Origin of the sequence: Lutimonas halocynthiae (genome assembly GCF_030409835.1) — a bacterium.
Taxonomy (GTDB): Bacteria; Bacteroidota; Bacteroidia; order Flavobacteriales; family Flavobacteriaceae; genus Lutimonas; species Lutimonas halocynthiae.
The window spans coordinates 226,814-253,320 of sequence record NZ_JAUFQO010000002.1; the positions used below are offsets into that span (position 1 = coordinate 226,814).

Below are 26,507 nucleotides of genomic sequence, written 5' to 3' on the forward strand. Positions count from 1 at the left end.
AGAAAGGAATCATAAGTTCAGTTGTTGAAGTCTCAATATAGGCTTAATACTATTGGCAAATGAATCTTAAAGGACCAATGATGGTAAATAACTTTCGAAAGCACCTAAATATTTACCAGAGGAAGAACATTAAGAAGAAATACGGGCTAATGTTTGGTAATGGTGGGCAAAAGAAAAACCCGAATGAAACGAATCATTGGGGTTGTGAATTACTAATTTAATCGGAAGATATTAAATGATTGACGCTAACCGAATAAAATTACTAAGGTTGTTGATACAGAAATTAAAACCATTAAGATGTAAAGAAATTTTTCACCTTCTAGTAATTTTACAATTTTAGTCGATTTGTCATTAGTTGATTCATTCTTTGGAACTGATGTTATCATGATAATAAGATTTTAAGAGGATAAAGTTATTCTTCTTCAACAAAACAAATTATGACAAATATCACGGAATGAATAACTTACTCTAAATAGGGTATGTAAAACATGAGAACTTTAAGAGGTTATGTGCTAATGTGTGGGAGTGGTGGGATGAAAAGGATGATGATTCAGATCGGATATGACCATCATTTTTTCTTTTTGCCAATGGCCATGCCAATAAATCCACCGATTATGGATAATGTCCAGATGCCAATAAAAATAATCCATAAATAAGATGTCCAAAAACTTTGTTCACCGGTAATTGGAAATATTCCAGCCGCGTTACAAATAAGTACAGTATATAAAAAGCTTTTGGGATAATGTATAGATATCAAGAAGCTAGCCGTAATTACGAAAACACCGTATAGGCTGTACGCAATATATGAACCCATTTCACCGCCAAACCCAAATCCATCTATCATTAAATGTGCAAAAATGAAAATAAGAAAAAAGGAAATTATCGCGGTTGAAATAGAAAATACCCAAGCGGGTTCTCCGGCAAATTTTGACTTTTTTTTCATAATTCAAATTTTGAATTATTAAATTTTGGGAATAGAATAAAGTTATTGATTAAAAGATTAAGATTCAAGAAAACCTCATATTCCGTTATGGCGAAATCTTGGATTTTTATTTTTTAATTAACCTTCTAACAACCGATCCTTTTTCTGAATATATTTTTATAATGTACATTCCTTTTGTTAAATTATCAGTTTGAACCTGTTCAAAACCTGAATCAATTTCAATAATCTTTATTCCTAAGTAAGAGTATATTTCAACCTTTTCTATTAGAATGCTTTCTGATTGAATAGACAAACTATTTGAAACGGGGTTTGGATAGAATTTAATTGACTTGTCCAATTTCTGATCCTCAATACCTAAAGTTTGTGATTCAGAGCAACCTTCTGGGTTAACTGCAGTATTTGCTAAGGTTCCAGGGCACTGATCCGTATCATTCATCACGCCGTCATTGTCGTCATCCAATTGAGAATCGGAACAACCATTGCCATCTACAGAATTACCATTAGGAGTATTTGCACATTGATCAACATTATTCATCACGCCATCATTGTCGTCATCTAGCTGACTATCTGAACAACCATTAGCGTTAACATTTTCACCAGTAGGAGTATTAGGGCAAGTATCAATATTATCATTGACTCCATCATTATCTGTATCTAATTGTGATGTGCTGCACCCATTAGAATTCACTGATTCGCCATTTGGAGTATTTGCACATTGATCAACATTATTCATCACGCCATCATTGTCGTCATCTAGTTGACTATCTGAACAACCATTAGCATTAACAGTTTCACCAGCAGGAGTATTAGGACAGGTGTCAATATTATCATTGACTCCATCATTATCTGTATCTAATTGTGATATGCTGCACCCATTAGAATTCACCGATTCGCCATTTGGAGTATTTGCACATTGATCAACATTATTCATCACGCCATCATTGTCGTCATCTAGTTGACTATCTGAACAACCATTAGCGTTAACATTTTCACCAGTAGGAGTATTAGGGCAAGTATCAATATTATCATTAACTCCATCATTATCTGTATCTAATTGTGATGTGCTGCACCCATTAGAATTCACTGATTCGCCATTTGGAGTATTTGCACATTGATCAACATTATTCATCACGCCATCATTGTCGTCATCTAGCTGACTATCTGAACAACCATTTGAATTAACAGTTTCACCAGTAGGAGTATTAGGGCAAGTATCAATATTATCATTGACTGCATCATTATCTGAATCTAATTGTGAGCTGCTACACCCATTAGAATTCACTGATTCGCCATTTGGAGTATTTGCACATTGATCAACATTATTCATCACACCATCATTGTCGTCATCTAGTTGACTATCTGAACAACCATTAGCATTAACAATTTCACCACTAGGAGTGTTCTGACACAAGTCATTATTATCATTCACTCCATCAATATCGCTATCCAATTGTGATGTGCTGCATCCACTTGAATTCACTGATTCGCCATTTGGAGTATTTGCACATTGATCAACATTATTCATCATGCCATCATTGTCGTCATCTAGTTGACTATCTGAACAACCATTAGCATTAACAATTTCACCGCTAGGAGTGTTCTGACACAAGTCATTATTATCATTCACTCCATCAATATCGCTATCCAATTGTGATGTGCTGCATCCACTTGAATTCACTGATTCGCCATTTGGAGTATTTGCACATTGATCAACATTATTCATAACGCCATCATTGTCGTCATCTAGTTGACTATCTGAACAACCACTTGAATTAACTGTTTGGTCAGCAGGAGTATTAGGACAGGTGTCAATATTATCATTGACTCCATCATTATCTGTATCTAATTGTGATGTGCTGCATCCATTCGAATTCACTGATTCGCCATTTGGAGTATTTGCACATTGATCAACATTATTCATCACTCCATCATTGTCGTCATCTAGTTGACTATCTGAACAACCGTTTGAATTAACAGTCTCTCCCGCTGGAGTATCAGGGCAGATATCATTATCGTCGTTCACACCATCATTGTCGGTATCGATCGCCAAAGGAGCATCTTCTATGGGAAACTTATTAAAACTAACCAATTCGAGATTTTTTGTATTAGTGATATAATTACCACTATTAACTATGGATTTTGAAAACCCCAAATGACTGATAGATGCATTGGGTCCTGGATAGTCAGAGAGCTTAATGACAATATTATTTCCTGAAACTTGAATATCAGTTATAGTAGAGGAGCCAGCATTTTCTATTTTAAAATTTTCGACTGGATTATTCATTACCAAGCCAGAGGCATCTGTTTCTAATATTAGTGTTTTATCGTCTAACAAATAGCTATTCGTGATCATTGGCGTTTCTATGTCTGACTCATTTAATCCATTATAAAAATCTCTTTTGACAAGTTTGTAAATTCTTTTCGCAAATTCTTCATATCCTCCTGTAAATCCAAAATGACAATCAATATTTCCATTGGGTGGGCTATAAATTAATGCAGCAGTTTGCATGATATGAACCTTTGTATCGTTTACAGCCAGTCTTCGTTGTGCTTCCTTGATTTCCATCAAACTTGAGGTACCACATGCACTTTTAGATTGAAAAATATAATATTCTTTTATACTGGGGTAATCTTCTTGCCAATCTGCCTTTAAACTTAGAAAAGCATTATAATATTCATCAGTAGATTGCGCCCAATCCGCTTCTCCTTGAGACCAAAACAAGGCCCGAACATTATTTTTCAGTCCGGTTTCATTCAAACGTATTAATAAACGGTTGTAATTATTTTTGGTAATTGGCTGGTCTTCAGGGGCATTTTTTAAAAAAAAATTAATAGGTCTAGCTGCTCTGGCTCCATTAAAAATGGCAATTGGAACTTGTTCTGCATCTAATATCATTTTCCCCAATTTCAAGCCCCACTGTCCAACAAAACCTGGTATCCATTCCCCTTCATTTCCAGTAGGTGAGCCATCTCCAAGTGCTTGATTCCAAATCATTTGCCTTAGTAATCCATCACCACCAATTGCGCTTGCAAAAGTTCTAATAAAATTATTCTGGTTTGCATTTGCACTTTCGTTAGGAGGATTCTGCATAAATGCAACCGCATTAGATTGCCCTTGAATGATATAAACATCTCCAGCTACTACTTCATTTCCAGTTCCTTCAGGTAGCGGTATTGCCGTTCTTACATTGCCGACTTTCCCATATACCTTGAAGGAATAATTTGTAAGCTCAGCCTTGATATAGATTTTAATACTAAATGAAGCCGTGTTGCCCCCGTCATAATCCAGAGCTTGAACTTCTGAACTAATTTGATTTACATCATCATTCTTAAAAATTGCGACCTCTATTGCATCGTAATTGGAACTTGAGCCTGATTTATCAACAAATCCTCCAATTACCACCTCTCCAAGATTAGTAGTCAAATCTCTGGCTACTAATTCTTTATCTAATGGAATTGTCTCGATAGATACTTGACCTACCATAATAAATGGCAAGAACAAAATGAATAATGCAAGAATTGTTTTTATTCTTGAGGGTGTCAATTTTATCATAACAATTGATTTTCTAAAACAAATCTGTCAATAAAAAAACTGATTTTTCTTGACTAGTAATGTTGAAAATTAATTTAGCATATTATAAATTTACCAAAAAAAATCGAATAGAGAATCACTCAATTTTGATGTATTCATCCATATTATGTTTAATTTATTCTCTCTATTTTAATTTTTTTTCTTCATCTTGATACAATCCTTAATGGTGGTTCTGCTAATCAAGCTTTTACCCACGATAATTCGGAAGTGGACATCTACTACCTAAATCTATTTTCAATGTAAAAAGTGCCGAATGATAGGGCCTTAAATTGCAAAATCTGTATGATGCTTCAACTCCTGAAATCCAAGAATTGATGCGGGAGAATGTTGACGGATATTTTGATTAGACAAACTTTTTTTTAGCCGCAATTTAATTCCTCGACAGCCTCATCACGTTCAGTCTCTAATCGTTGAATTTCTATTTCCAACATTTGAGTAAGAACTCTAGACTTATCCTCATTTTCATCTATAATTTTTTTATTTTCTTTGAACCAATCTAAAAATTGACTAGCAAGTTCCTCTGTTTTAATGCCTCCTGCCGAAAATAGCTTAACAATGCCTTCTGCCAATTCTAAATCTAAAAGCCTTGTTGCATCCCTCCATTCTTGACTTTCTGTATCTGAAGTGTTCATGAGTTCATCAATTTTGACCCCCATTTCTTCCTCCCATAAGAATAGCTTTTCCTCTAATGCTTCTGCATCTCCTCCCTCTGATTCAAAGCTAACTTTTAGTTGATCTAGTTGTACAGAATAATTCTCCCAAAAATTTATAGTTTCCATTATTAGCGGCTCTGATTCTAAATACTCCAATTCACGAGCCTCTTCTATCATATTGTTATATTCATTTATGATACTAGCCGTATTTGTAGCACATTCCAAAGCTTCTTCGCTAAATTCAATATCACCTATTCCAATTCCTCCTCCTGCGCCATGCCTTCCGTCAATCCCTTCCCCACCGCAGCCAGAGAATAAAAGTAATATAACCAGCGACCTTAGTAATATTTTCAGCATAATAGTTGATTGATTAGCATAAGTAATAATAAAATATATTTATTCCAAATTACATACCAAAAATACCCTCATCATGGTATATGCTAATGTGCGGAAGTAATGGTTCTGCTAATCTCCCTTTTACCCACGATAATTCCGAAGTGAAAATCTACTACCTAAATCTATTTTAAAGCCAAGAAGTAGCGAATAGTGCTGCTGAGAATGGGAAGGCCTATATGAAGCTTCTACTCCAGAATTAAGCAAATTGGTGTATTATTATTTTTGGTTGTGGTGGAATGAAAAACCATTAACTTAAACTACTATATTTCCAGGAAAAAGATATAAAAGCCATTTGTATCAAGCCTTCACAGGTCTTGAGTTTTAATTAAAATATAATAGTATATTCGTTCGTTAAATAAATTTCAAAGCCTAATCTATACTTAAAATGAACTCACCGGTACAACTCAATGAGCGAATCGGCTCTCTAGATTTTATTCGTGGAATTGCAATACTTGGAATTCTTGCAATGAACATTGCTCATTTCAGCTATCCATTTTTTGGTGCATTCAATCCCTATGTGTATGGGTTTGATTCTGAAACAGACTCTCTTGTACGTTTTCTAACTTATGTCTTTTTCGATCAAAAAATGATGGGACTTTTCACTATACTTTTTGGTGCTGGTTTTTACCTTTTTATAGATCGCTTAGACAAGAAGCAACTGGGTTTGAAAGTTATAGATATCTATACCAAGCGTCTATTATGGCTATTTATCTTTGGAGTAATACATGCTTATTTTATATGGCCTGGAGATGTGTTATACCATTATGCTATTTTAGCCTTTTTCCTATTTCCATTCCGAACATGGAAAGTTAAAAATTTAATTTATCTGGTAGTATTCCTTTTAATTATACAGTTGTCAAATAGTTTAATTATTCATAATCGAACAGTAAACCAATATAAAGAATACCGTACCTCCTTGGCCATTCAGGGTGATGAGAGAGTGGCTAAAGATAGTACCATTATTAAAGCATGGGAGAAAAGAGTAATACTGAAAACCAAAGAAGATTATGAAAAAGAGACAGCATTAAGAAAAGGAAATTATATCGATAACTTTAAGGCAAACACAAGCTTTCAGGAAGTACATAAGGGGAAATTGTTTTACTCTTCTATCCTCTTTCGAAACTTAATGATGATGATCATTGGTCTCATTTTTATTAAAACCGGAGTCTTTTCAAATTATAAAATTTGGAGGTATTATTGGCCATTTACCATAGTCGCCATGCTGCTTGGGATTGGCTTATGTGCTACTTATTCCTATTATGACACTTATTTATATACTATGCCTGTAAGACCACTAGCGGGAGTATTGAGTTTACGAGTAGGGCCCATGGTTCTATCCATAGGATATCTACTCTTGTTTAACGGCTTGTTTCAAAAATTCTTTGCTCGTCTAAAGTTCAGACCATTTAGCAGCGTTGGTAAAATGGCATTTACCAATTATATCATGCAGTCTGTTATTTGCGTGATTGTATTCTTCGGATTTGGTTTTAATCATTTTGATCAATACAACCGTACCGAGTTATGGATTATTGTTATAGCAATTTGGGTATTCCAAATCATACTGAGCTTACTATGGCTTAAAAATCATAAATATGGCCCACTTGAGTGGTTATGGAGGCGATTGACCTATGGCAAACAAGTTTAATTTTAAATAAAGCACATGATTTTTAAAACAATGAAATCCAAAATAATAACATTAATTTAACTAAAAATAGTTAAGATAATTACTACTCAGAATTTCCAATTCTTCCATAACTTTAGCTCATGGTAAAGAGACGATTGATTTGTACTGTGAATATGAGGAGCTAAACGATACATATATTAATGGTCTGTCTTTGCAAGAACTATGCGACTACGATAATAATCACCCAGAACTTCAAGAAGAAATACGTGCTAACAATTGGGAGTGGCGGAATGGATAACTAATCACATCCTAATGACCAAGCAGAAGTATCATCCTTTGAACAATCTGACACATTGTTGTCAAGTTGAGATTCATTTACTTATATACAAGTCATTCTCTTAAATTCCATATTTATGAATAATTTTTGCAGGATCAATGCCAATAGGGCTTTTAGAACTCTCTCTTGAAACAATTATGGCATAATCCCACCAATTATTGGTTGCCTTATCAAGATCACTAAAACGATAATACCTGTCATTACCTTTTAATGAATTAACATTATAATTAGCACCAATGCTATAAGAATCATATACTTCAAAGAATAACTCATTATCAACTAACTTGTAGCCTTTTAAAATTATAAAATGACCCCATCCTAGATTTTGAGTGTCATAAAACTTATCAATATGCCATAGCCGATTACTTTGATAACGGATATAATACATATCTAAATTCAGTATTATGATATTTCCTTTTTCAAGCTCATTAATTAGTGAATCAGAACTATCTAACGCTATGATAGAATTATTTACAGAATATTTATTCAAGTAATTAGTAATGTCTTCATTCCACCACCAGCCTCCAGAAGATCTATAAGTATTTCTCGCATCTTCAGGACTTTCTGAAAATTGTTTATTATACCATTTTATAGCCATCGTTACCGTCGTTGGGCCGCAATTAAATAGACTATGTTTGCCCGTCCCCAATTGATCCATATACCAATCATAATCTACATTATTACTAATTCCTTTCTTTAGTTCCCGACCTAAGCCCCAACTTCTTATTTCCGTTAATATTGGCAATTGTATATCTTTATGAGCAGTAACATAGGTTTGCCCATCATATACAGTATGACTTATACCAATTGTTTTAGATTCATTTAAGGCAGGAAGTTTAAAATTCGCATCTTTCTTTTTCGAATCGTTAATGGAAATTATTTCAGATTCAGATTTCCAGTCATACGATAGAATGGCATTATCAGGATTTTTTCTTGAACTTATAAGGTAATAAGAATCTATCCTATCACTAATTTCAAAGTCTGCAATGGGTGGATGGTTTATTATTTCATTATCTTCTGAGCAAGAAAATGTTAAATATAAAACCACATACAACAAAAAAGTATTTCGATACACAGGCGGAATTATTATAAGAATAATAATAACATAAATATAGTATTAATACCCTTGGCAGAAGAATGGTTTAGGACGAAAAGTATTATATAGTTTCCGAAAGCACTTAAATACTTGCCGAAAGCTACAAGAAGAAATACGTGCCAATGTGAAAGAGTGGACACTAAAATTCCATCGCAGGATAAATGATCTAAAGCCAACTGCCCGTCTACTTTTATTTTTAAAATCGCACTTTGGGCCGAATATCTCAGTACCGACACCTCATTAAATGCCTTATATACTTCTTTTTTTCTCTAGGTGTTTGTCGCATCCATTGTAATGGGGCACAAAAATATATCCTGTGAGTTTTTAATTCTTTCTAATAAATTTTCTTCTTTGAACTCATTTAATAAGAAACCGATAGTGCCCCTATTCATAATATAGAAAAACCGAATTAAAATTTTAATTCGGTTTTTTACAAGGAGAAAATTTTTATGATTTTCGCCGAGAATAACTTTCAATTTCGCATGAACCCGACTCATGAATGTTTCCGATCACATCGTAAGTTTTAGAATCATTAGAATTTATGATGTTGATAGTGATGGCACCAGATACTCGACGTGTCTGTCTGTTGATTTCCAGACGCCCTTCTAAATTAATTGACTCCGAATGTACGGTGGTCAACATACCTCCAAATCTCTGAACGATAAAGTCATTATTTTCGGTAGAGCTAAACGAACAGCTGTAAACAAAAATGGTGTTATCAGTTGAAACTTCTAGGTTTCCATATTTTCCTAGAACTCCATTTATGGTAGAGTTATCTTTGATTAAATACGTGACGTCGCCAACTTCAGGGCAGGAAGTAATACTGGTGCCATCAGATTGCGAAATATTCAATTCGAACATTTGTGAACCAATAACATCTGGTGTGGTAACAAAGTCATTTTGTATGGTAATAAAGTCATCATCATTATCATTAGAACAACTGAAGATCAAAATTAAGAACGAAAGTAGGATTGCTTTTTTCATGGTGAGGGAATTAAAAAATTGGTTAAAATTTAATGTTTTGTTGAATTGCACTTAACCAGTTTAGGCTCTTTAACGCCTCTCCTTTTAATTAATGTTAACTGAAATGAATCTCGAAAACTTATTTTGTTTGCTCAATATGAATAGCGATTTCATTTTGAATTATAAGTTCTTCATCAGATGGGATACAACCAAAAAAATGCAATAAATGGTGGGTAGTAATAATTTAAGTTTCCATAATAAAGGGATTTAACCTTTAAGTTATTTAACTATATGTTTTATCCCAAACGAGTTAGGACGAATACTACAAATTATTGTCCAAGTGTAGAGGAATATTTACCGAACTAAGTTCAACGAAACTGATCTAATGCGATAAACTTCAGAAATAAGGAAATTGCTGTATTATTATTTTTGGGAGTGGTGGAATGAAAACCCCCTACCGATTAAGTAAGGGATTATTTTTATTTTTTTGTAAACACTGTAATTGTTCCATCCTCACCTGTTAAAGTAAGTTTATTACCAGAAACAACATAACTATTAATTCCAGAAATAACGTACTTATCATTATCAGATTCCTCGTCAAATGTTATTGTCAATGTACCCATTAGAACGTGATATTTAAAACGATTCGTAATATAACCGACTTTCTCACTAATCATATTTATACCATTCCTATCTATACTGCCAGTTTGGTTTGTTTTGAAAATTGTTGTGGTTTCCCATTTTAAACTAGGGTCCGGTGGTATTTTATTTAGTCCAGAACTTGTCGATGATTGTTGTACCCATGTGCCTGCTACACTTCCAAATTCATCCTCGACACAAGATACAGAAAGCATGACAGCCATAACCATAATTAAAATATACTTCATTTTTCTCATAATATCATTTAAAATAGCTTTCAAAAATAGCTTCTATAGATTGTATTTAATTACGGTTTCTAGTAATCTGATAAAATTTTCCCCAAAGATATATTAAGCAAAATCTTAAACCATGAGAATTATCAACCTATTGGTTTTTACCCTGTTGAGGGTATGGGGTTAGGTAGCCTGAGCCACATTAAAGTGGGCTTATTTTGAGAAGTATTTGTTAAAAAGGTGGTGGGGGATTAGAGTCGTCTGGAGTAATTTCACATAATTTCAAACTATCAACATTCACTTTTGATTTTACCCACTTGCTTGTCCAGTAGTAATATCCATGAGCATTTCCTGTATAACCCTTCTGAATTAGTGTGTCATTTCGAATATGGAGAAAAATCTGATCTTGATCGGGGCCGTTGATATTTTTTTGTTGGATTTCAAGATAGTCCTCGGTATTTGAACCGATACTTATTTCGAAAAAATCACCAAACAACATTATTGAATAACAGTTGTGACTTGGAACAACTGAACCCCATCGGGAAAAAATTTTATTTGGGGCCCTTAGTATTCTCATAAAAACCTTTCTTTCTGGAGGTGAAACATCTATTCTTTCCCAAACACTCATGTCATATTTTTGAAGAAACATTATTGGCTCACCATCTTCCTCCGTTGGTTCGCTATCTTCTTCACTTGGCTCACTATTTTCTTCACTTGATTCGTTGTCTACTTCCAATTCAAATAAAGTGCAGGAAGTTAAATTTAGACTGAATACAAGTAAAATGAATAATGCCTTTTTCATAGTGCAAATTAAATCGAAATCAAATGTAAATATGTTTTAGAAAACTATGATACGGATAACCACAATTCAATAAAAAATACCCTGATGAAGGTACGTGTTAATGTATAGGACCGGCGGTTCCACTAATCGCCCTTTTAACGACAATAATTCTAAAGTGGACATCTACTACCTAAATCTATTTTAAATGCAAAAAGTGTCGAATGGCAGCAGCTTAATTTAAAAAATGAGAATGATGCTTCAACTTGAGAAGTAAGGAAATGGATGCGGGAGAATGTTCATTTATGGGAATGCCCCCTACGAACTAAGCTAGGGCTAAATGAAATGATCACTTAAAGATATGCGAAATATCCGAGTAACTGTTTTCATTTGGGTTGTTTAGTATCTTCAAAACTTCTCTTGTTCGCACTAATCCATAATGCGCTCCATCTTTGTTACTATGCATCATTCCACTATTCACTTTTACTAAGTTATAATATGTTCTCAAGAATTTTACTTCGTCAAATTTTTCTTTCTGCTTGCTATAGAAAAGGCTTGTCTTATCTTCCATAAACAAAAAATTAAATTCAACACTCCATAATGACTCTGAAAACTCTTGATTGTCTAGAAGTCTTGATGAATTTCTTTCCCTAATAGCATAAAAATCCATCAACATCACCAAATGATCTTCTTGAAACAAATCAATATCCCCTGTTGACAACAATTAATTAAAAGTTGAATTATGCAATTCCTCCATTGGATAAGTAGGATACCACTCCATGGATGTTACTATTTCTATGATTGAGTCTATTGTTGCATTTGGCTTATCAATTTGCCTTTCAGTTTTTCTCCAGGCTCTAATACCTTTTTCGCAAGAAGCAATATAATTGTTCAGATTTATAGTATCTCTTGCTAAATCATGATTGAGTCTCTGAATATATACCTCCTTTTTTAAATCATTTTTCCTTTGCTCATTCCAATAGTTGATCTGAATCGCAATCAGTATTCCCAGAACTACTAAAACAACCTCCCCAATAGCATATTTAAAATACTTGAATGATTTGTTGCTAGTAATAAGGTCATGACGGATTTTGCGGAAGAAATGAAGCATCTGTATAAAAGTTAAATTACAAGACTATCACTTTAGATAATTAATTCCATTGACAATGGTCAGTACTTCTATTGATTATGGTCAACTTGAGTCACATGAAATTCCCTTCAGAAATAAGGAAACCGCTGTATTATTATTTTCGGGAGTGGTGGAATGAAAAACCCCATTCGATTATGAACAGGTGTCAAACTCAAGGCACACGTAAACATTAATTCATATCTTTAGTGATATTAACCAGAACAAATGAAAAATCTCCTTCTACTTGCTTTTATACTTTTAGTTAGTACAGTTCAAGCCCAATGGACTAAAGCAGATTTTGAGAAGATTTTTAAAGAATATGATTATAAGAAGAGTCCCTATTTTGAAGAGTATCATTTTCATTTAAAGGGTGATGTTCCTGAGGATTATAAATATAATTGGTGGGAAACTAACAAGCGACCAGAATTAAGAGATAAAAGCATACTCATTTACATTGAAGATACACAAATTATGATTTTGTATGAGGATATAATCGACTTAGAATACTTTATCTCTGATTTTCAACGCATCAAAGGTGAAGTATATAATAGAGGTCTTTGGCAACTAAATCTAAAAATAAGAGTTCGGAAAAGAAATCCATAAAAAACTCCCCACTAATAGCAAGGATTTCCCTTACCAAAAAGTCAATATCAGTTTCTACCTTTGACCTATGGTAGAAATGCAAGGACTTACGATACAAGAATTAGCCGATCTATATCACGCTTAACCTTCAGAAATAAGGAAATGGATGCGGGAGAATGTTGGGAGTGGTTTTATTAGGATTAACTTTTTTAACTGCAGTTTAAAGCTTCAACAGCCTGATCACGTTCTATCTCTAATCGTTGAATTTCTATATCCAACATTTGAGAAAGAGCTATCAACTTATCCTCATTTTCGTCTAAAATTTTTTTATTTTCTTTGAACCAGTCTAAAAATTGACTGGCAAGTTCTTTTGTTTCAATGCCTCCTTCCGAAAATAGTTTAACAATGCCTTCTACCAATTCTAAATCTAAAAGCCTTGTTGCATCTCTCCATTCTTGACTTTCTATATCTGAAGCGTTCACGAGTTCATCAATTTTGACCATCATCTCTTCATTCCATAAGAATAGCTTTTCCTCTAATACTTCTATATCTCCGCCTTCTGATTCAAAGGAAACTTTTAGTTGATCTAGTTTCACAGAATAATTCTCCCAAATATTAAAAGCTTCCATTAGCGGGTCTTCTTCTAAATATGACAATTCACGAGCCTCTTCTATCATATTGTTGTATTCATTTATGATACTATCCGTATTTGTAGCACATTCTAAAACTTCTTCGCTAATTTCAATATCAGAAAAGTCAATACCATAGCCTAGTTCAATATAGCCTAAATCGTCAAAAATTGGGCCGTCATCACCACAACCAGACAATAATAATGTAATAGCTAACAATCCTAGTAATTTCTTAATCATAACAGTTGTTTAATTTATGCGTAGATACATGAATTAAATATTTATTCAAAATTTCAAGGCAAATATACCCTCTACACGGTATAGAACTTCAAGAAGAAATAAGTGCTAATGTCCGGGAGTGGTGGTTCTAATAATCACACTTTTACCCCCGATAAATCTGAAGTGGACACCTACTGCCTAAATCTATTTTAAAGCCAAAAAGTGGCGCATGGCAGCACCTTAAATTGAGAAAATCGAATGATGCTTCACATTCAGAAATACGCAAATTTCTGTATCATTATTTTTGGGAGTGGTGAAATGAGCAGTAATGATACTTCAGTTCCCATAAGGCCACTATTTTTTTAAAATCTTATCTATTGCCACTGCTAAATCGAAATCTTTCTTCGTTAGTCCATCCGCGTCATGAGTATTGAGCGCAATATTCACTTTGTTATATACATTTTTCCAATTTGGATGATGGCCCGACTTTTCAGCGACCAAGGCCACAGCTGTCATAAAAGAAAAGGCCTCAATAAAATTTTTAAAGAGAATTTCACGATGGATAAATTTTCCTTTTAATAGCCAGGCCTGGTCAATGAGGCCCATACTGCTTTGAATTTCTTCTTCGTTTAATTTGGTCATGGTCTTTATGTTTTATGCATTTTTTTAGAATGCTTATTTAGAGCAAGTTAAATTAATAAAAAGGAATATATAACAAATAGATCACTATTAATATCCTGGTCTGTCTTTTAGAGTGAAACAATAGTGCAGAAGTAAGGAAATGGATGCATGAGCTTGTTCATTTGTGGGAATGAAAAATCCAGATGATAGATCAAGTCTATTCAATTCCATTTTGAAAAGGAAAACCACATATTTCGCTAGAGCGAAATCTCCATTTTTATTTGGAGGAATTTAGACGAGTTATTTAGATTGAATTTAAATACATGTACTATTGATAAATACCCATTATCGCTATTTGGTATTTTCAGTTTTATTAGTTATTTCGAGATCCAAAAACACGCTATTTTGTCTATGAAAAAAATCAAACTAAAAAAGTAATTAATGGCTGGAATGTATAATAAATTTAACCGGAATAAAATCATCACCTAAACGTTTTAAACAATTAATAAAGAGTATTATTTTTTTATTTATAGGGATTTATACTTTATGAAGAAGTGATATATATCAGGGAAAGTTTAATTCACAAACTATAGTTTAGTAAAAATAAAAATTGCATTATATGAAAAGAATATCACTGATAATCTTCATTTGGGTTGCCTTATATCAAAACATTTATTCGCAAAACGACTTCCGAAAAGGTTATATAATAACCAATGAAAAAGACACCATAAATGGGCTTGTTGACTACAGAGAAGGTAACACAAAATATAAAACTTGTTATTTCAAGTTAGATGAAAATGAGGATTTAACTAATTATGATTCGAATCAAATACTGGGTTACAGATATATAGATGACAAGGTTTTTGTATCTAAAGAAGTAACAAAAGAAAATAATGCAAAAGGAAACGGTTTCTTTGAAATTTTGACCAGAGGTAATGTTTTGCTTTATAGGTACTTTGGCACATTCTATATTCAGAAAGAAGATGAAAAGCTTCATGAATTAACAAATGAGCCTGTAAAATATTATATTGATGGGAAAGAATATATAAAAAATTCCAATAGACATATTGCAGTTTTATCTTATCTATTATCAGACTGTCCGAGTATTAAAGATAAAATTAGCAAAGTTAAGTATAGCGAAAGACAACTGACAGAACTAATTGAAGCTTACAATAAATGTAGCGGTCAAGCGAGCATTTCATTTAAAGAGGGAAAACCTTGGTTTAAAACTCACTTTGGATTATCTATCGGATATAATTTCTCTAAACTAAATTTTTCTTCGGACCTTAACAACACAGAATATTTAACGAGCGGTTTTGACTATGCTAATTCAATTATGCCGGGTTTATATTTTGATTTTTTATCGCCTCGAATTCATGAAAGGATAGCTGTTCATGTCGGATTAGCATATCTATCTTCAACTTACACATCCAATAGTAAAATAGAATCATATACTAATGAAAGGAATTATATAACAATGGACTTAGAACAACTTAAAATACCGTTAGGTTTTAAGTATGTATTCTCCGAAAAAAATATTACGCCATATATAAATTTAGGTATTTCAAGTACTATCATTTTAGAATCTTCCTTTAGTTGGATTCAAGAACTAGAAAATAATAATGTTGTACAAACTTATGATAGGGAGTCTATTTTTATTGACGATAATCAACTTGGCTTTTGGGGTGGAATTGGTATTAAGAAATCGATTAAGAATAAGTTAAGTGGATTTATTGAAATGCGTTACGAAAGAACGTCTGGTGTTTCAATTAATATCGCTGATTCATCTTTGCACGATAATATAACAAATTTTCAAATTTTAATAGGTTTAAGTTATTAATATGGTCTTTCAAAAATTACTAAAAATCGCATCAATTATAATAATCTTGTTAATCTCTGTAAAGTGTATTGATGATGAAATAATTCAAACAGAATATCCAAGAGTACAAACCTTAGAAGCAAATAGGATAACAGAATCGGGGGCAGTACTTAATGCTGAAATAATTTATCAGGGAAATCAAGAAATAATTGAATATGGTTTTGTTTGGGATCAAGAAGAGAACCCAACAATTGAATCTTCTGAAAAAAGGATTATCGCTGACAAAATAACAACTGGAGGATTTTCAGCTCAAGTTGAAACCACATTGAAAGAGAATAAAATTTATTATGTCAGAGCATATGCAAAAAACAATGAATACTTGGTTTATGGAATAAATACTGCGTTCTTTAGTTTAGGAAGTGAAGCTGCAAATATTGAAGATTTTTACCCAAAAACAGGTAACTGGGGAGATACAATTATTTTAAAAGGAAGACATTTTAGTTATTTATCTAATAATAATCATGTACTATTTAAAGATATTTCTTCAAAAGTTATAAGTAGTTCAGATACCACTATAACCTGCATTGTTCCAGATGGAATTAATGATGAAAATGTTTCTATTTATTTAAATGTTGCAAATCAGCAGGCTGTAGCTAAAAATAAATTTGAACTAACTGTACCTGAAATTCAATCATTTTACCCAATGAAAGCAACTTTTGGGGATACCATTGAGTTTATTGGTAAAAATTTTAGTGCAGTAAATGAGAAGAACATTATAAGTTTTAATGAACATCAGGCCGAAGTAATATCATCTTCAAAAACGAAACTATCAGTCATTGTACCAACATCTGTAAATACCCATCAAAGTAAAGTAAGACTAACTCTAAATTTAAAATCAAGTTCAGCCGAAGAATTGTTTGAGGTACTTGCACCGAAAATATTTAAGGTATCTCCTGAGTCAGGGTCATCCAACACATTAATAAAGATAACAGGTGATAATTTTAATCCAGATAAGATTGGTGATACAATCAGTTTCGAAAAAAATTATGGAGAAGTGGTTGAGGCGAGTAAAAAAGAGATGACTGTAAGAATTCCATTTGGAACCTATACAAATAGATTTATTAAAGTTGGCGTAACAGTTGCCGGTCAAACGACATATGATTCATCTTTGTTTACCTTAGAAGAACCATGGATAAAAAGAGAGAATGTCCAATCTGATGTTGTAAACAGATACAGAGCAACCTCTTTCTCATTATTAAATAATGCTTATGTTGGTTTGGGTTCTCATTCTCGGAATAATTTAAGTAATCTTTCTAATGATTTTTATAAATATGATCCAATCCAGAATTCATGGCTTAAAATTTCAGATTTTCCGGGAACCGGATTGTCGCTAGCCACTAGTTTTACAATTGGTAATTATGCATATGTCGGAACAGGCAGGAGTTCGTCAGGAAATACGAATGAATTTTGGAGATATGACCCGGCATCTGATTCTTGGAAACAAATTGAAAGCTTTCCCTATGCAGTTTCTGCTGCAAAAGGATTTTCAATTGATGGAAGGGGATATGTATTCATAGAGAATTATAGTGATAATTTATGGAGCTATGACCCATCAATTGATAAATGGACTAAAATGCCAGGATTGGATTTCGATATAGGGGGAGGTGATTATACTATTAATAAAGGATTTGTAGTTGAAGGTAAAATTTACATTGCCATGAGCAGAAACCAATCCTATACCCATTTATTCGAATTTGATACAGAAACCCAACAATGGACCAAGAAATCTGGCTTAGATTATTCTGGGGCGTATGGGAATTATATGGGAGCTGGATTTTCTATTGATAATGTTGGTTATATTATGGGTGAAAAAAGTGTTTACGAATACAATTATCTATCAGATTCTTGGAAAGAATTGAGTGATTTCCCTATAGTAGATTATTATTATTATTACCCTACGTCGTTTGTATTAGATGGAAAAGCCTATTATGGTACTGGCAGTTACGAGCCTAGTGCCTATGAACCAAGTTTTTGGGAATATGACCCAAATTATGAATAAGGTGATTAACAATAGTTTGATTATAAAGATTTAGAATATATCAAATGAAATAGTTAGTTTTCAACTTGATTATTTCATGATCTTTAGAACTCAAAATTCCGAGTAAAAGCTGCAATTTTGAATTTACTGTTTTGACATTCAGAATTCGATATTTGGGAAAGGATTACTTGACAGTGATCCATAGAACTCAAAATTCCGAGTAAAAGCTGCAATTTTCAATTGCTTAAGCTTTTTCCATTTCATTTCTTTTTCGAATAAAATTCGAAACGTTCTGAAATGAAAAAAGCTTAGCACAATGTGCTAAGCTTTTACTCTTGTGACCTCGACTGGATTGCCTTAGGCCTTCCAGACAAAGCTCCGCTTTGAAAATCAAAAAGTCGCAAAATCAAAAAAGCAAGCTTTATGATTTAGCTTGCTTTTTGATTTATTCGTGACCTCGACTGGATTCAAACCAGTAACCTCTTGAGCCGTAATCAAGTGCGCTATTCAGTTGCGCCACGAGGCCTTATTGATTAGGGCTGCAAATATATTTCTTTTTTGCAGAATAGAAAATATATATATAAAAAATTAAATACCCATTTGTTCCTTAAAAGATTCGAGGATTGGGAGGGCTTTTTCTTTGTCTTCTTCGAAGATAAAAAGTTCAACTTGCGAGGGGGAACCCCCGTAAAAACCTGACCTCATACCTGATTGGAAGTTGTTTTTAATCATTGAAGGAATTTCTTGTTCATCCAAGTCAATTTGAAGTCGTTGAATTTCAATTAGTGAACCCGTAAAAAATCTGGTGTGTTTTGATTGATCATCCATAGTCATACGTTTTCTTAAAGATACGAAAAAATCTAGTCAAGACTGTTTTTCGTTACAAAATATCGCCAGCCAATCAATGCCATTTGCCATTTTTTAGCCTTGCTCATATCTACTTCTTGCTTACCCATACTTGGTAAAAGAATTTTGTTCGTCTTGGCGAGTAATTTAAATACTTGTTTCTTCATATTGCAAAAATAAAAAATCACCTTGATTAAGGCGATTTTTTATTCTTTTGTTTTGTGTGTGTTTATTTTTTGGTCTTGATCACCACAACGCCATCCTTAGCTTTTTCACCATATTTTTCAACAGCCATTTCACCTTTGTACACATTGATTGTTTCAATGGTCTTAGGGTCGATATCTTCTAAGCTCCCGTTTTCCATTTCTTTTCCATCCACAATCATAAGTGGCTGCTCTCCGTCATCACTGATAAACATCATTTTGTTTTCACTCTTATGAACATCTCCGGATGTCTCCACTATAATGTCTACATCTTCACTGTCCTTGTGAATCTTTTTGACAATAACCGTTTTTTCTCCATCTTGCATTTCGTCAACTTCAATGATTTGAACCGTTCTTACTTTGGTGGAATCACCAGATTCAGAAACCCAAACATTCTTAGAATGAGGTCCGTGTATTTCCTCCGTTACTTTTTGGCCATTTACAATTTTGACATGTGTTTCGTCACCATTGTTAGATACCCAAACATAATTCCCATCAGATTTTTTTGAACCATTAGCGCTCTTTACAACAAAAACATTCTCTTCACCATCTTTATGCGCGGATTTAACAAACACATTGTGTTCTTCCATCCCTTCCAGATTTCCTACAGCTAAGGCACCTTTATCATCAAACTTGATGCTAATTGGTTTGATAGGAGCAGAGCCCATTTGCTCGAGTTGGGTTTTGTTATTTTGCTTGTTTGATACTGATATTTGAATAGCAACGATTTCTTTGTTGTCATTGTATTTCAGTTTCTTGTAACCAAGGGTGATTCCCTTTTTTAGTAGATTAGATTTTAAGGCCTCAAGATCGCTTTTTTGGAAATCTTTAGTGATAACCTCTACTTCTAGTTCTGTACGCCATTCAACTTTTTCTTCTGTTTTTTGTTGGGCAATCACTTTGGTGTTAAAAGTAAATACAAAAGCGATGAGTACAGGTATGATAAAAATAAACTTAAAGTACATCATGTTGTTGGATTTGTCTTTGTGTAACATTTTGATTCTTTTTTTAATTAATGAGTTATAAAAATTACTTGTTAATGCGAGTGAATAGTTCGGAGTAACCGTCTTCAGTAATAAATACTGGTAAGACTCCTTGTTATTGTGAATACTATGCGCTTTCTCGTCTGCTATAAATTCCAGGTTTTTCTGAACTTCTTTGTGATACATCCAGGAAAGCGGATTGACCCAGTTAAAAATGATGAGTAATTGCCCTAACAGGATGTCAAAGCTGTGAAATTGAGAAGCGTGAACTTTTTCATGCGCTATGATCTGATCTAGTTCAGCATCACTAAATCCATCTTTGGGATAAATAATATAGTTAAAGAATGAAAAAGGGCTGGTAGATGCATCGGCTTCTATAAACACGTAACCATTGCGTTTCGTTTTTTGATATTTTAAGATAAAACGTAACAATGAACCTAGCTGCAATAAAAATCTAATTCCAAAAAATAAGACGCCCAATGCGTAAACACCTAAAATTAATGTTTCTAAGTCTAAACCTGGTGAATTTTCAACAGCAGCAACTTCAACGCTTGAAGCAGTCATTTGACTGACCCAAACATTTTCTAAATAAACATATTCCGGTATTATTATTAAAGGGAGTATAAGTGCTGTAATGATGCCTATCAGGAAATATCCTCGAATCATATTAAAGAAGGTTTCCTTTTCAAGAAATAACTTGTAAAAAATAAAGAACAAGCCGAGAATAGCTGAGAACTTGATAAAATATTCCATATTCTTATGATTGCTTTTTTTGATTTTTTTCTATGATAGAGATAATCTCCTTCAATTCACTTACACTGATCTTATCTTCTTTGGCAAAGAAAGACACTACATTTTTATAAGAATCCTCAAAATAATGCTGTATCGTTTTATGCATAAAGGTCTTTTTATATTCCTCCTTGCTTACAACGGGGTAGTATTGGTGGGTCTTACCAAAGGCATTATGACTTATAAAACCTTTCTCTTCCATATTTCTAATAACCGTTGAGATGGTGTTATAATGAGGTTTAGGTTCAGGCAGCTCGGCAACTACTTCCTTTACAAAAGCTTGTTTAAGTTTCCATAAAACCCTCATGATCTCTTCTTCTTTGTTGGTAAGTTTCTCCATATAAAAAATATTGATGTGTCAAATATAAACTAATATTATAGTTGTATAACTAAAAAAATAGTTATTTAACAAAAAATTAATAAAGTCTTGTAAGTACCTTCTGGCAGGGCGATGTGATGATAATGATGTTTGAATGCTCCTTGCCTGGTTAAGTGTGAAATAAAGTAGTATTCATACGCTTACTTTTTTACTACTCTCAAATCTATGACCTATATTAGCGAAAATTTTGTTCTGAATGAATTATCTATTCATACTTGCTGGATTCACCCTTTTAATTATGGGTGGTAACTGGCTGTTAAAGGCAGCTGTTTCTTTGTCTCTTAGATTGAAAATTCCAAAAATAGTCATCGGTATGACAGTGGTTTCTTTTGCCACATCAATGCCAGAGTTGATCGTTAGCTTGAAAGCAGCTATGCATGGGCATGCAGACATAGCGCTAGGTAATGTCATTGGTTCAAATATTGCTAATTTAGGTTTTGTCTTAGCCATCGTTATTATGGTTAGTACGATTAAAGTAGAAAAAAGTTTTTATATAACAGATTGGCCAGTAATGATGTTGTCATCTGTATTGCTATATGTATTTCTGGCTTTTGACGGACAAATACAAAGGTGGGAAGGCTTTGTTATGTTCATAACACTAGTTCTCATTCTGATCTATTTATTCAAATATCAAAAAGTAGCAGTTATTGACGAAATGCCAGAGGACGATGTTGAATACCCTCTTTATAAATCGCTGTTTTTTTTAGTATTAGGAGGCGTTGGACTATGGGCAGGGTCTGGACTACTTATTAAAGGATCCGTAAACCTGGCTACTGAATTTGGTGTGAGCGAAAGGATTATTGGGATAACCATCATTTCTATCGGGACAAGTATTCCTGAACTGGCAGCATCTTTAGTAGCGATTATGCGAAAGGAAAAGGCCATTTCTTTGGGAAACCTATTAGGGTCAAATATGTTTAATATTTTAGCGGTTCTTGGCATTACTTCTATGGTTACGCCGATTTCAGCCAACGATCAAGGCTTGATAGATTTTGATCTCATTTGGATGCTTGTACTGTCTCTAAGTATCTTTCCCCTGGTCTTTACACCTGGAAGGATGAGATTATCCTGGGGAGAAGGATTAATTCTCTTGGGTTCATATGTTATATTTATCAGTATGGTGGTCTAAAAAAAAATGCCCTCTTAAAAAGAAGGCATTTCATATAAATCAATAAATTTTTATCAATTATAATTTAGCAGATTTAACCGTTTGGATAATTCTACCGGCAATCTTATAAGGATCACCATTTGAAGCTGGTCTACGGTCTTCTAACCAACCTTTCCAACCGTTCTCAACAGTAATAATAGGAATACGAATTGAAGCTCCTCTATCAGATACACCATAACTGAAGTCAGAAACATGAGCTGTTTCGTGCAATCCAGTTAATCTTTCATCATTAAATGCTCCATATACGCCAATGTGCTCAGAAGTTACAGGCCTGAAAGCTTCACAAATTTTCTCATAAATTTCTTTAGAACCACATGTTCTTAAAGTAGTGTTAGAGAAGTTTGCATGCATACCAGAACCGTTCCAGTCACCTTTTACTGGTTTAGGGTGCAATTCAATATAGTAACCGTAACTTTCAGTTAGTCTGTTTAATAAGTAACGCGCAATCCAGATCTCATCTCCGGCTTTTTTAGCTCCTTGTGCAAAAAGTTGAAATTCCCATTGTCCAGGTGCAACTTCTTGATTGATTCCTTCGAAGTTAAGTCCTGCAGCGATACAAAGATCAGCATGTTCCTCAACAAATTCTCTACCCCAAGTATATCTACCACCAACTGAGCAGTAATATTTTCCTTGTGGGCCAGGGAATCCACCTCTTGGGAATCCAAGTGGAAGATCAGTTTCAATATCCATTAAGAAATACTCTTGTTCGAATCCAAACCAGAAATCATTATCATCATCGTCAATCTTTGCTCTTGCATTTGAAGGATGTGGTTTACCATCTGCCGTCAAAACTTCTGACATGATTAACCATCCATTATCTCTAACAGGATCAGGATAAATAGCAACAGGTTTTAGTAAGCAATCTGAAGATCCACCTACAGCCTGTTCAGTAGACGATCCATCAAAAGACCATACTTTACAATCCTCTAATTTACCGCTAAAATCTTCTTCGACTTTAGTCTTACTTCTCAACTCCTGAGTAGGTTGGTGTCCGTCTAACCAAATGTACTCTAATTTCGCTTTGCTCATAAATTTCTAGATTAAATAATTTGATGACAAATATAAATATAAATGCACTACATCAAAAATATTGGGGGTAAATATGTATTCATCAGTATAATTTTTATGAATACCCAATTTTTTGAGGGGTACATTTAAAAAATCAGTATTTTTACCCCTTGAAAATTTAATTATTAGTGTATGTCAACATTCAGATCAAGAGCTTTACAGGAGACTTTAAATAGAAAACTTATTCCAATAGTGGAATCAAAGAACCGATCTGAGTATTTTGCCAGTAATGTTTTTAATGGAGAAAGCATGCAGCAGTACCTTACCAAAGAAGCGTTTGAAAGTGTCATGAATTCTGTAAAACACGGCTCAAACATCGATAGGAAGATTGCTGATCAGGTAGCAAATTCTATGAAGAATTGGGCCTTGTCTAAAGGCGTTACGCATTATACACATTGGTTTCAACCTTTAACCGGTGGAACAGCTGAAAAGCACGATGCCTTTTTCGAACTTGGACAAGATGGGAAGGCCTTAGAAAGGTTTGGTGGAAATGAATTGGTTCAACAAGAACCTGATGCATCAAGTTTTCCTAGTGGCGGTATTAGAAATACATTTGAGGCAAGAGGTTATACAGCCTGGGATCCTACCTCTCCGGCTTTTATTTATGGTACCACTTTATGTATACCAACCATCTTTGTTGCTTATACCGGAGAAGCCTTAGACAATAAAACACCTTTATTAAGGGCGCTAAATGCCATAGATAAACAGGCCACTGCAGTTGCCAGGTACTTTGACAAGAATGTATCAAAGGTGAATGCCTTTCTCGGCTGGGAGCAAGAGTATTTTTTGATTGACAAGGCCTTGGTTTTATCAAGACCTGATCTGGTTTTGACCGGGAGAACCCTCTTGGGCCAGACCTCTGCCAAAGGACAGCAATTAGATGACCATTACTTTGGGAGCATCCCGCAAAGGGTAATGAGTTTTATGATAGAACTGGAAACCGAATGTATCAAACTTGGGATTCCTGTAAAAACAAGGCATAATGAAGTGGCTCCAAATCAGTTTGAATTGGCTCCGATTCATGAAGAGGCAAATTTAGCAGTAGATCATAATGCTTTGTTGATGGATATCATTGGCAAAATTGCATCTAAGCATCAACTGAAGGCCTTGTTGCATGAAAAACCATTTAAAGGAATAAACGGTTCCGGAAAACATAATAATTGGTCGTTGAGCACAGATAACGGAGTGAATCTGCTCAGTCCGGGTAAAACGCCAATGAGAAACTTACAGTTTCTTACTTTCTTTATCAACACGATAAAGGCTATTTATAAATATGAGGAGTTGATGAGGGCAGAGGTTGCTTCTGCTAGTAATGATCATAGGTTAGGGTCTAATGAGGCGCCTCCAGCAATCATGTCTGTGTTTATTGGTGAACAGTTAAGCTCAGTATTAAGTGATTTGGAAAATGTTACGGATGGTAAACTTTCTCCTGAGGAAAAAACTGATTTGAAGTTGAATGTGATCGGAAAAATTCCAGAAATCCTTTTGGATAATACAGACAGAAACAGAACTTCTCCCTTTGCATTTACTGGAAATAAGTTTGAATTCAGAGCTGTTGGATCAATGGCGAATTGCGCTAATTCAATGACATTATTAAATACCATTGTCGCAAAACAACTTAAAGACTTTAAAGATGAGGTTGATGCCTTGATCGATAATAAATCCTTTAAAAAGGATGAGGCCATTTTTAATGTGCTAAGAGAGTATATCAAAGAGTCAAAGGACGTTTTGTTTGAAGGGAATGGTTATGGAAAGGAATGGGAGAAAGAAGCTGCCAAAAGGGGTTTAAGTAATAATAAGACTACGCCAGAAGCGATTAAGGTCAAAGTGAGTAAGAAAGCTATGGATCTATATAGTGAGATGGATGTTATGAATGAAACTGAAATCAAGGCACGATATGAGATCGAATTGGATGCTTATTCCTTAAGAGTTCAAATTGAAGGCAGGGTATTAGGTGATATCGCTATGAACCATGTAATTCCAACGGCAGTGAATTATCAAAACATTTTGATCAAAAATGTAAGAGGGCTCAAGGAGGTGTTTGGAAAAGAATTTGAAAGTGTAGCCAAGGAGCAAATGGATTTGATTAAAAGAATTTCAGAACACATTTCAGGTATTACCAGCAAGACCAATGCTATGGTCGATGAAAGAAAAAAAGCCAATAAAACTGATGACGAAGAGAAAAAAGCTGCATTGTATTGTAAAAAGGTAAAACCATTTTTTGAAGAAATCAGATACCATTGTGATAAATTGGAGTTAATGATAGATGATGAATTGTGGCCATTGGTAAAGTATCGTGAAATGCTTTTCACAAGATAGGCGTATTTTCAAACTTCTTTTTTTTGACTTTTTGACACGTAATACAAAGGTGGTATAATTATTGTAACTCCCGTTACACATAAATAGAGGAATTTTAAGACATTTGCAGAACATAAAATAAAGAAGAAAAGCACATGGGAATATTTAATTTATTTGGAGGTAGTACAAGTGTTGCATCAATAGAGCAGTATTTGGAAAATGGAGCAGTAGTGATTGATGTAAGAACTATTGAAGAATTTGAAGAAGGGCATGTTCAAGGGTCAAAGAATATTCCTTTGAATATAATAGGAAGTCGTATAGACGAGATTAAAAACTTAAACAAACCGGTTATTACTTGTTGCAGGAGCGGTGCCAGAAGTGGATCTGCGGCTACAATTTTAAAACAACACGGTGTAGATGCAATCAACGGTGGCCCATGGGGTAGCGTTGTGAATTGCATTAAATAAGTAGTTTTAATTAAA

Annotated in this window: 25 protein-coding genes and 1 tRNA gene; 8 read left to right on the forward strand and 18 right to left on the reverse strand. The window is 33.9% G+C overall.

Annotated features, from left to right (window positions below; translation table 11 throughout):
• The first annotated feature begins 59 nt into the window (after positions 1 to 59).
• Entirely contained in the window at positions 60 to 221 is a 162-nt protein-coding gene (locus tag QWY87_RS03950) for a hypothetical protein (protein WP_290288478.1), read from the forward strand.
• 24 nt (positions 222 to 245) lie between these two features.
• Here the strand turns inward: QWY87_RS03950 and QWY87_RS03955 are convergent, their stop codons facing one another.
• The 4 genes from QWY87_RS03955 to QWY87_RS03970 all read right to left on the reverse strand — a co-directional run bounded on the left by QWY87_RS03955 (position 246) and on the right by QWY87_RS03970 (position 5,545).
• Positions 246 to 386, reverse strand: coding sequence for a hypothetical protein (locus tag QWY87_RS03955; RefSeq protein WP_290288482.1), 141 nt, complete (start codon positions 384 to 386; stop codon positions 246 to 248).
• 182 nt (positions 387 to 568) lie between these two features.
• The gene (locus QWY87_RS03960; RefSeq protein WP_290288485.1) at positions 569 to 943 is read right to left on the reverse strand and encodes a hypothetical protein; all 375 of its coding nucleotides are present in this window, start codon (positions 941 to 943) and stop codon (positions 569 to 571) included.
• Between the two features lie 106 nt (positions 944 to 1,049).
• A complete protein-coding gene (locus QWY87_RS03965; protein WP_290288489.1) occupies positions 1,050 to 4,496 on the reverse strand; it encodes a thrombospondin type 3 repeat-containing protein in 3,447 nt (1,148 codons plus the stop codon).
• A 398-nt stretch (positions 4,497 to 4,894) separates the two neighbouring features.
• The gene (locus QWY87_RS03970; RefSeq protein WP_290288492.1) at positions 4,895 to 5,545 is read right to left on the reverse strand and encodes a hypothetical protein; all 651 of its coding nucleotides are present in this window, start codon (positions 5,543 to 5,545) and stop codon (positions 4,895 to 4,897) included.
• A gap of 424 nt (positions 5,546 to 5,969) precedes the next feature.
• Between QWY87_RS03970 and QWY87_RS03975 the strand changes: the two genes are divergently transcribed.
• Entirely contained in the window at positions 5,970 to 7,229 is a 1,260-nt protein-coding gene (locus QWY87_RS03975; RefSeq protein ID WP_290288495.1) for a DUF418 domain-containing protein, read from the forward strand.
• Positions 7,230 to 7,606: 377 nt separating this feature from the next.
• Here QWY87_RS03975 and QWY87_RS03980 read toward each other — a convergent pair whose 3' ends face one another.
• The 6 genes from QWY87_RS03980 to QWY87_RS04005 all read right to left on the reverse strand — a co-directional run bounded on the left by QWY87_RS03980 (position 7,607) and on the right by QWY87_RS04005 (position 12,365).
• Entirely contained in the window at positions 7,607 to 8,620 is a 1,014-nt protein-coding gene (locus QWY87_RS03980; protein WP_290288498.1) for a C39 family peptidase, read from the reverse strand.
• Between the two features lie 468 nt (positions 8,621 to 9,088).
• Positions 9,089 to 9,625, reverse strand: coding sequence for a hypothetical protein (locus QWY87_RS03985; protein ID WP_290288501.1), 537 nt, complete (start codon positions 9,623 to 9,625; stop codon positions 9,089 to 9,091).
• A gap of 458 nt (positions 9,626 to 10,083) precedes the next feature.
• The gene (locus QWY87_RS03990) at positions 10,084 to 10,500 is read right to left on the reverse strand and encodes a hypothetical protein (protein WP_290288504.1); all 417 of its coding nucleotides are present in this window, start codon (positions 10,498 to 10,500) and stop codon (positions 10,084 to 10,086) included.
• A gap of 208 nt (positions 10,501 to 10,708) precedes the next feature.
• Complete coding sequence (locus tag QWY87_RS03995; protein WP_290288507.1) at positions 10,709 to 11,278, reverse strand: hypothetical protein; 570 nt, start codon at positions 11,276 to 11,278, stop codon at positions 10,709 to 10,711.
• 325 nt (positions 11,279 to 11,603) lie between these two features.
• Positions 11,604 to 11,978, reverse strand: coding sequence for a hypothetical protein (locus QWY87_RS04000; RefSeq protein WP_290288508.1), 375 nt, complete (start codon positions 11,976 to 11,978; stop codon positions 11,604 to 11,606).
• Entirely contained in the window at positions 11,979 to 12,365 is a 387-nt protein-coding gene (locus QWY87_RS04005) for a DUF6090 family protein (RefSeq protein WP_290288510.1), read from the reverse strand.
• A 243-nt stretch (positions 12,366 to 12,608) separates the two neighbouring features.
• Here QWY87_RS04005 and QWY87_RS04010 point away from each other — a divergent pair, with 243 nt between their 5' ends.
• A complete protein-coding gene (locus QWY87_RS04010; protein WP_290288513.1) occupies positions 12,609 to 12,986 on the forward strand; it encodes a hypothetical protein in 378 nt (125 codons plus the stop codon).
• 188 nt (positions 12,987 to 13,174) lie between these two features.
• On the opposite strand, the gene QWY87_RS04015 is transcribed toward QWY87_RS04010, so the two are convergent.
• On the reverse strand, positions 13,175 to 13,834 hold the full coding sequence (locus QWY87_RS04015; RefSeq protein ID WP_290288515.1) for a hypothetical protein: 660 nt from the start codon (positions 13,832 to 13,834) through the stop codon (positions 13,175 to 13,177).
• A gap of 333 nt (positions 13,835 to 14,167) precedes the next feature.
• Complete coding sequence (locus tag QWY87_RS04020) at positions 14,168 to 14,455, reverse strand: 4a-hydroxytetrahydrobiopterin dehydratase (RefSeq protein WP_290288516.1); 288 nt, start codon at positions 14,453 to 14,455, stop codon at positions 14,168 to 14,170.
• A 598-nt stretch (positions 14,456 to 15,053) separates the two neighbouring features.
• Here QWY87_RS04020 and QWY87_RS04025 point away from each other — a divergent pair.
• Together QWY87_RS04025 and QWY87_RS04030 are read left to right on the forward strand one after the other, a co-directional pair.
• Positions 15,054 to 16,274, forward strand: coding sequence for an outer membrane beta-barrel protein (locus tag QWY87_RS04025; protein ID WP_290288519.1), 1,221 nt, complete (start codon positions 15,054 to 15,056; stop codon positions 16,272 to 16,274).
• A 46-nt stretch (positions 16,275 to 16,320) separates the two neighbouring features.
• Positions 16,321 to 18,312: an IPT/TIG domain-containing protein gene (locus QWY87_RS04030; protein WP_290288521.1), complete on the forward strand. Its 1,992-nt coding sequence runs from the start codon at positions 16,321 to 16,323 to the stop codon at positions 18,310 to 18,312.
• A gap of 431 nt (positions 18,313 to 18,743) precedes the next feature.
• Here QWY87_RS04030 and QWY87_RS04035 read toward each other — a convergent pair.
• From QWY87_RS04035 to QWY87_RS04055, 5 genes are all read right to left on the reverse strand, one after another.
• Positions 18,744 to 18,817: transfer RNA gene (locus tag QWY87_RS04035), tRNA-Arg, on the reverse strand.
• A gap of 62 nt (positions 18,818 to 18,879) precedes the next feature.
• Positions 18,880 to 19,119 (reverse strand): putative signal transducing protein, encoded by a 240-nt coding sequence (locus QWY87_RS04040; RefSeq protein ID WP_290288524.1) that lies wholly within the window; start codon positions 19,117 to 19,119, stop codon positions 18,880 to 18,882.
• Positions 19,120 to 19,151: 32 nt separating this feature from the next.
• Positions 19,152 to 19,304: an SsrA-binding protein gene (locus QWY87_RS04045; protein WP_290288527.1), complete on the reverse strand. Its 153-nt coding sequence runs from the start codon at positions 19,302 to 19,304 to the stop codon at positions 19,152 to 19,154.
• A gap of 62 nt (positions 19,305 to 19,366) precedes the next feature.
• A complete protein-coding gene (locus QWY87_RS04050) occupies positions 19,367 to 21,076 on the reverse strand; it encodes a M56 family metallopeptidase (RefSeq protein WP_290288529.1) in 1,710 nt (569 codons plus the stop codon).
• Between the two features lie 4 nt (positions 21,077 to 21,080).
• Positions 21,081 to 21,452 carry a BlaI/MecI/CopY family transcriptional regulator gene (locus QWY87_RS04055; RefSeq protein WP_290288532.1) on the reverse strand — a complete coding sequence of 124 codons (372 nt, stop codon included), beginning with the start codon at positions 21,450 to 21,452 and terminating at the stop codon, positions 21,081 to 21,083.
• A gap of 235 nt (positions 21,453 to 21,687) precedes the next feature.
• On the opposite strand from QWY87_RS04055, the gene QWY87_RS04060 reads away from it, so the two are divergent.
• Entirely contained in the window at positions 21,688 to 22,620 is a 933-nt protein-coding gene (locus QWY87_RS04060; RefSeq protein WP_290288535.1) for a calcium/sodium antiporter, read from the forward strand.
• 57 nt (positions 22,621 to 22,677) lie between these two features.
• Here QWY87_RS04060 and QWY87_RS04065 read toward each other — a convergent pair whose 3' ends face one another.
• Positions 22,678 to 23,688, reverse strand: a complete 1,011-nt coding sequence (locus QWY87_RS04065) for a glutamine synthetase beta-grasp domain-containing protein (protein ID WP_290288538.1) — start codon at positions 23,686 to 23,688, stop codon at positions 22,678 to 22,680.
• A gap of 171 nt (positions 23,689 to 23,859) precedes the next feature.
• Between QWY87_RS04065 and QWY87_RS04070 the strand changes: the two genes are divergently transcribed.
• Together QWY87_RS04070 and QWY87_RS04075 are read left to right on the forward strand one after the other, a co-directional pair.
• Complete coding sequence (locus QWY87_RS04070) at positions 23,860 to 26,046, forward strand: glutamine synthetase III family protein (RefSeq protein ID WP_290288540.1); 2,187 nt, start codon at positions 23,860 to 23,862, stop codon at positions 26,044 to 26,046.
• Between the two features lie 134 nt (positions 26,047 to 26,180).
• The gene (locus tag QWY87_RS04075) at positions 26,181 to 26,492 is read left to right on the forward strand and encodes a rhodanese-like domain-containing protein (protein WP_290288542.1); all 312 of its coding nucleotides are present in this window, start codon (positions 26,181 to 26,183) and stop codon (positions 26,490 to 26,492) included.
• Positions 26,493 to 26,507 lie beyond the last annotated feature (15 nt).

What these genes read in the sequence shown, in the direction of transcription:
- QWY87_RS04050 (WP_290288529.1), bottom strand. Translation starts at nt 21,076, where the DNA reads ATGGAATATTTTATCAAGTTCTCAGCTATTCTCGGCTTGTTCTTTATT.
- QWY87_RS04045 (WP_290288527.1), bottom strand. Translation starts at nt 19,304, where the DNA reads ATGAAGAAACAAGTATTTAAATTACTCGCCAAGACGAACAAAATTCTT.
- QWY87_RS04040 (WP_290288524.1), bottom strand. Translation starts at nt 19,119, where the DNA reads ATGGATGATCAATCAAAACACACCAGATTTTTTACGGGTTCACTAATT.
- QWY87_RS04065 (WP_290288538.1), bottom strand. Translation starts at nt 23,688, where the DNA reads ATGAGCAAAGCGAAATTAGAGTACATTTGGTTAGACGGACACCAACCT.
- QWY87_RS04010 (WP_290288513.1), top strand. Translation starts at nt 12,609, where the DNA reads ATGAAAAATCTCCTTCTACTTGCTTTTATACTTTTAGTTAGTACAGTT.
- QWY87_RS03990 (WP_290288504.1), bottom strand. Translation starts at nt 10,500, where the DNA reads ATGAGAAAAATGAAGTATATTTTAATTATGGTTATGGCTGTCATGCTT.
- QWY87_RS03995 (WP_290288507.1), bottom strand. Translation starts at nt 11,278, where the DNA reads ATGAAAAAGGCATTATTCATTTTACTTGTATTCAGTCTAAATTTAACT.
- QWY87_RS03970 (WP_290288492.1), bottom strand. Translation starts at nt 5,545, where the DNA reads ATGCTGAAAATATTACTAAGGTCGCTGGTTATATTACTTTTATTCTCT.
- QWY87_RS04025 (WP_290288519.1), top strand. Translation starts at nt 15,054, where the DNA reads ATGAAAAGAATATCACTGATAATCTTCATTTGGGTTGCCTTATATCAA.
- QWY87_RS04055 (WP_290288532.1), bottom strand. Translation starts at nt 21,452, where the DNA reads ATGGAGAAACTTACCAACAAAGAAGAAGAGATCATGAGGGTTTTATGG.
- QWY87_RS04020 (WP_290288516.1), bottom strand. Translation starts at nt 14,455, where the DNA reads ATGACCAAATTAAACGAAGAAGAAATTCAAAGCAGTATGGGCCTCATT.
- QWY87_RS04005 (WP_290288510.1), bottom strand. Translation starts at nt 12,365, where the DNA reads ATGCTTCATTTCTTCCGCAAAATCCGTCATGACCTTATTACTAGCAAC.
- QWY87_RS04070 (WP_290288540.1), top strand. Translation starts at nt 23,860, where the DNA reads ATGTCAACATTCAGATCAAGAGCTTTACAGGAGACTTTAAATAGAAAA.
- QWY87_RS04060 (WP_290288535.1), top strand. Translation starts at nt 21,688, where the DNA reads ATGAATTATCTATTCATACTTGCTGGATTCACCCTTTTAATTATGGGT.
- QWY87_RS04075 (WP_290288542.1), top strand. Translation starts at nt 26,181, where the DNA reads ATGGGAATATTTAATTTATTTGGAGGTAGTACAAGTGTTGCATCAATA.
- QWY87_RS03960 (WP_290288485.1), bottom strand. Translation starts at nt 943, where the DNA reads ATGAAAAAAAAGTCAAAATTTGCCGGAGAACCCGCTTGGGTATTTTCT.
- QWY87_RS03985 (WP_290288501.1), bottom strand. Translation starts at nt 9,625, where the DNA reads ATGAAAAAAGCAATCCTACTTTCGTTCTTAATTTTGATCTTCAGTTGT.
- QWY87_RS03965 (WP_290288489.1), bottom strand. Translation starts at nt 4,496, where the DNA reads ATGATAAAATTGACACCCTCAAGAATAAAAACAATTCTTGCATTATTC.
- QWY87_RS03955 (WP_290288482.1), bottom strand. Translation starts at nt 386, where the DNA reads ATGATAACATCAGTTCCAAAGAATGAATCAACTAATGACAAATCGACT.
- QWY87_RS03950 (WP_290288478.1), top strand. Translation starts at nt 60, where the DNA reads ATGAATCTTAAAGGACCAATGATGGTAAATAACTTTCGAAAGCACCTA.
- QWY87_RS03975 (WP_290288495.1), top strand. Translation starts at nt 5,970, where the DNA reads ATGAACTCACCGGTACAACTCAATGAGCGAATCGGCTCTCTAGATTTT.
- QWY87_RS04015 (WP_290288515.1), bottom strand. Translation starts at nt 13,834, where the DNA reads ATGATTAAGAAATTACTAGGATTGTTAGCTATTACATTATTATTGTCT.